General features: G+C 65.3%; 3 protein-coding genes and 1 pseudogene. All 4 read right to left on the reverse strand.

Annotated features, from left to right (window positions below; genetic code table 11):
* Positions 1-279: 279 nt before the first annotated feature.
* Complete coding sequence (locus tag ABD774_RS21135) at positions 280-1,068, reverse strand: AbiH family protein (RefSeq protein WP_345045649.1); 789 nt, start codon at positions 1,066-1,068, stop codon at positions 280-282.
* A 1,060-nt stretch (positions 1,069-2,128) separates the two neighbouring features.
* Positions 2,129-2,812: a GNAT family N-acetyltransferase gene (locus tag ABD774_RS21140; protein ID WP_345045652.1), complete on the reverse strand. Its 684-nt coding sequence runs from the start codon at positions 2,810-2,812 to the stop codon at positions 2,129-2,131.
* A 255-nt stretch (positions 2,813-3,067) separates the two neighbouring features.
* Positions 3,068-3,856 carry an IS21-like element helper ATPase IstB gene (gene istB, locus ABD774_RS21145; protein ID WP_345045654.1) on the reverse strand — a complete coding sequence of 263 codons (789 nt, stop codon included), beginning with the start codon at positions 3,854-3,856 and terminating at the stop codon, positions 3,068-3,070.
* A pseudogene (istA, locus tag ABD774_RS21150) lies at positions 3,856-5,004 on the reverse strand (IS21 family transposase); the annotation flags it as partial. The pseudogene istA and the gene istB, both read right to left, overlap by 1 nt.
* Positions 5,005-5,137 lie beyond the last annotated feature (133 nt).

Genomic DNA, 5,137 nt, shown 5'->3' on the forward strand with positions numbered 1-5,137 from the left:
AGGTAGCGTCGGGCACGTCGAGGTCTTCCAGATGGGCAGCGTCAGAACTCCCATCATCGGAAGACCTCGACCCCTATCCGGCGACCGACGCGCCCACCACCGCTACACCGTCAACTGCGAAGAGCCGCTATAGACACCGCCGTCGAGCGAGCTAAACGGCACGGGTAACTGTCCGCCGGCCGGCTCGAGTACACACAATGCCGCTCACCGCAGTAGTTGGCAGAGCCCAGGTCGATGGCTGCATCAGCAAGGTCGATCGCGTGCATCGCTCCGCCGAGCTCAAACAGGCTCGCGACTGGTATTGAGGAAGACGCGGGGTGTGGAGTCGTCGTAGATGATCACGTGGATCCTGCGCTCAATGTCCGCCCGGGCAGGGTCTCGAATATCCACCCCTGCAGCCTCGAGGAATCGTGCTTGGACCGACTCGACGGTGTGGCCGTCCGAGTCCTGACGCCGATAAATGATCAGCTCGGCTCTGCCACCCGCGATGGCCCTAGCAACGCTCCGCCACCACCACCCGTCACTGTCCCCCAGTGAACATCCGAAAATGATAAACAATTCCGTCTGGGCGAAGTGACTTTTGAATAGGACATTGCTTTGCGCCCAGTACGGCTTCCTGAGTTCGTTGTAGTGGTTCTGTGTCTTGTCGTAGTCGTCGTCGGCATCGATACCGAAGAGCAGGGAACGGGGAGTGCTGAGGATGCCGTGTGGATGCACGACGTCGGTGAGCACGTAGCCGGACTGGCCCGCGTCCGTCGCGTTGCTCGCGTGCAAGTGGCCACGCGGATCGTTGCGGAAGGTGAAATTGGTGTCCACTGTGCTGTACTTGCGAGGCTTGAACTGGAGTTGGTCGAGAAATACGTAATTATCCAGCAACGTCGTGTAGTTAAAATTCACGAACAGGAAGTTGAAGAGATGATAATGAGTTCCCGTCTCCATTGGGAACTTCATTTCCTTGAACTCCTCAGGATCTGTGATGTCGTGGAGAAATTCCGAAAGACTCTTCATGCTCCATCTATTCGTAACGGCGTCTTCGCCGAGCCGGCTCAGGAGGGCGTTGGGGACCACACCTTGAAGGAAACCAGCGAACTCCGCTTGCATAGGACGCAAGTCGTCGAAGATGCGTGCAGGACCTAGGCCGCCCCGTGTTGACGGCGGCGGCGACTGCCGCCTCGATGTCGCTCCAGTTCTTCCGACCGTTCCTTAACTCCTCATCCATATGCTTTAGGAGTTGATTACTGGGGTCAAAGCCCCGCATCTTCAGATGGTGGTAGAAGGGCTCGTAGCGGGAGTCGACGGGTTGTTCGTAGTCATGCAGGACCTGGATATCGAACCCGTTGCCGACCAGGACCATGATGTTGTGTTGCCAGTTCAGTTTCGTGAACGTATCCCTGGTGTAGGTCACGAAACCTGGTCCACGACCAGAGTTGCCAGTGCTGACCTGAGTAGGTCTGGTGGTTCTGTCTTCGGGCATTGGGCTTCCTTAAGTGACGGTACTCGGTCACAACGTAGCGGTGGGCCACCTCAACGTCGTCTCACCTCATAGATCCGGCATGACGGCCGAAGTCACCCAGCCGGTCACCCGGCTGATGCGTCTCGGCTAGTAGCTCAACCGATCACGATTGCGCCAGCAGGTGGCTTTCAATGCGGCTGTGGTCGCGACCGTCGCTCTATCGCCCGGGCCAACACCGAGCAGCGGGCCCACATGGGTTGCGGACTGCTCAACCGCTTGAAGGCCCCGAAGAGGGGCCTCGGTCTCGGGGCTCGTCGACTACTTCGAGCAACTCGAATCGGCCTCGGCCTGCATGCCTTGCCCGCCAACTCCAAAGCGTGTCGGCGGGTCCAAGCGGGATATCGGCCTGGATCAATCTCCGCGGCGAAGCAGCCCTGTCGGTATGACGCGAATCGTGCCGCGGAGCGCACTCTTCACGCGGTGGCGGCGGGCGCTGATGGATAGCTAACTGGTGGTCACTCAGTCGCTTTGTCGGCGTTGTCGGCGACGGTCGAAAAGTGCCCCGTCGGAACCGGCTCACTTTTCGATCGTCGCTGACAGGCGTTGCGGCAAGTGAGCGGCTGATGAGGAATCCGTGATGTCGAGTTGGTCGCTACCGCCTTTACACGAGTGCGCTTAGGTGGACTGTTCCAGCAAGTCGGAAGCACACGCCTCGAGCAGCAGACGACCCCCCTCGGTAGCCGGGTTTTCGACTCGGCTCACCGGGAACCGTTCCCGCGCCTGTCGAACGAGACTTGTTCCGACACCACGGCGCCGCCACGCACGTGCCGTCCAAAGGTGCGCCAGCGACTCGTACTCGCCGTCCTCGTCCCGATCGTGAAGGATCGCGAACCCGGCAAGAGTTCCACTTAAGTGCATCTGCCCACTACTCCCAAATGAGGAGTAAGGCGCCACGAACAACAGCCAGATTCCGGCCGGGCCAGGCGAGAAGTCCCAGTCACACTCACTCCTGTAGGCACTACCGGCGCGGGCGAGAGCGCAGTTCTCCCACTCGCCGACGTGGGAAACGTCGGGGGGATCGTCGTCGAAGTGGCTGTCGAGGTCCACCTGAAGAATGACCGATGCCCACGGGTCGGCTGTTGACTGCGGGCCTGTCCATCGGAAGGTGGGGCCGACGTGTGCGGCGGCGGTTTCTTGAGCTACACGCGCCAGGTTCTCAAGGTCCTCGATGATGTCCGGTAGATAAGCGTCATCCGCAACCGCAACCGTCTTAGGTGGGGCCAGTTCCCGTAGAGCTCGATGTGCTGCCCGGAACCGGGCGTCAAGTGCGGAGTTCACCAGTGGGTCGTCGTCGGTCATCGCTGCTCCTCGTGGGAACGCTGCTCATCGCGGAATCCGCCAATAACAGCTTTCGTTCGGGCCGTTCACGGCGACCGGCTCGACGCCGTTCGTCTGACGACGGCAAGTCAACCACCACGCTATGGCTCGACCCGAACAGGCATGGACCGGCCACTCCGCGCCCCCGGTGCGAGCCCGGTCAGTGACCCCGTGTCAGCGACGGTCGAAAAGTGAGCCAGTTCCGACGGTCGAAAAGTGAGCCACGTCGTTGTGGGGTTAGTGTGCCTGGTTCTCCGCGGCGGCGGAGGGCAGTGTGTCGATCTCGGTGTGCCGGAGTCGGTAGCTGGTGCCCTTGAGGGTGATGACTTCGGCGTGGTGGACGATGCGGTCGATCATGGCGGCGGCGACGGCCTGGTCGCCGAAGACCTCGCCCCAGCGGGAGAAGGGCAGGTTGGAGGTCAGGATGATCGAGGCGTGTTCGTAGCGGGAGGCGACGAGCTGGAAGAAGAGGTTGGCGGCCTCGGCCTCGAAGGGCAGGTAGCCGACCTCGTCGATGACGAGCAGGCCGTAGCGGCGTAGCCGGCGTAGCTCGGCGGGCAGCTTGCCCAGGGCGTGGGCGGCAGAGAGGCGGGTGACCCAGCCGGTGGCGGTGTCGAACAGGACACGGGTGCCGTGCTCGGCGGCGGTGATGCCCAGGGCGGTGGCCAGGTGGGTCTTGCCGGTGCCGGGCGGGCCGAGCAGGACGATGTTGCCGGCCTCGGCGAGGTAGGCCCCGGCGCCGAGGCGGTGGATCTGGCCGCGGTCGGCGGCTGGTTGGTGGTCGAAGTTGAAGTCGGTGAGCGTCTTCCTGGCGGGGAACCCGGCGGCGCGGGTGCGGATGCTGGCGCCGGAGGCTTCCCGGGCGGCGACCTCGCGGGCCAGGACGGCGGCGAGGTAGTCCTCGTGGGTCCAGCCCTCCGCGCGGGCCTGCTCGGCCAGCTGGGTGGCGGCCTGCCGGATCCGCGGGGCCTTGAGGGCCCGGGTGTAGTAGTCCAGCTCCTTGACGGTCTCCTTGGGGGTGGTCATCAGGCCACCTGCCCGTCCAGGCCGGTGACGCCGAACGCGACGTCGTAGACCGACAGGTCCCGGGCCAGATCAGCCTCGACGTCTGGGGCTGGACCTGGCGTCAGGAAGCGCTGGCGCAGCACCTTGGCGGTGGCGACATGACCCGGGTCGGTCACCGTGAGACCTCTCGTCCAGGAGCGGGCGTGGTCGGCGACGACCTGCCCCTCGCAGGTGACCTCGACGCGGTCGAGGTCCAGGGAGACCTCGACGAGGCGGCCGATGACGGCCGGGTCGACGGAGTAGTCGTTAGCCCCGGCCCGGACGTAGTAGTCCCGGCCCAGCCGGGTCACCCACCGCGCTCCCACGTCCGGCGCGAGGGGCGGCAGGGGGAGCATCGCGGCCCGGTCCGCCGCCACGAGGTCGACCGGGCGGGCGCCCAGGGCCCGGACGGTCCGGGCGTTGGCCCGCGGCAACCATTCCTGGAGCTGGGTGTTGAAGTCGGCCGGTGAGGCGAAGGTCCGGCCGGGCAGGAACGAGGTCTCGAGGTAGCCGTTGGCCCGTTCGACGATGCCCTTGGTCTCGGGGTCGTAGGGGCGGGCCTGGACGAGCCGGGTCGCGAGCGTCCCGCAGAACCCCGCGACGCCCTGGGCCAGGCGCCCGCTGCGGCCGATGCCGGCCTCGTTGTCCCACAACAGCGCCCGCGGGACCGCGCCCAGCTGCGAGCTCAGCAGGTGCCACATCCCCGCGAGGAGGTCTGCGGTCGTCCGCGAGGGCAGCATCATCGCGGCCAGGAACCGTGAGTGGGCCGCGGCCATGACCAGCACCGGCAACGACGCCGCCTGGCCCGGACCCACGGGGACCTTGACCGGCGGGAACCACAGGTCGCACTGGACCTGCTCCCCGGGGGCATGGGCGAGCCGGTCGGCCGGGTCCACCGGCAGGTACCGCGGCCGCAGACGCGCGACGTTCTCCCGGAACCAGGTCACCGACCCGGACCAGCTCACCCGCTCGGCAAGCACGGTCGCGGGCATCTTCGGGTGCTCGGCCAGCAGCGCCCGCACCGCGGGCTCCACCCGCGACCACGCCGAGTCAGGTACCGGCGGCCGCGGCTTGTACTGCGGCGGCCGGTCGGACCTGATCGCCCTAGCCACCGTGTTCCGGGAAAGCCCGAACTCTGCAAGCGGACATGCCAACCTCCCTGTAGGCGGACACGTACTTCCCTGTTGACGGACAGCTGATCTCCCTGTCTGTGGCCATGGACCGAGTCGTGTCGGTCCCGACGTAGGCGTCCCTCCGGGGATT

This window comes from Georgenia daeguensis (assembly GCF_039537705.1).
Lineage (GTDB): Bacteria > Actinomycetota > Actinomycetes > Actinomycetales > Actinomycetaceae > Georgenia > Georgenia daeguensis.

Coding starts and splice junctions, on each gene's coding strand:
- ABD774_RS21140 (WP_345045652.1), bottom strand. CDS start 2,812: ATGACCGACGACGACCCACTGGTGAACTCCGCACTTGACGCCCGGTTC.
- istB (WP_345045654.1), bottom strand. CDS start 3,856: ATGACCACCCCCAAGGAGACCGTCAAGGAGCTGGACTACTACACCCGG.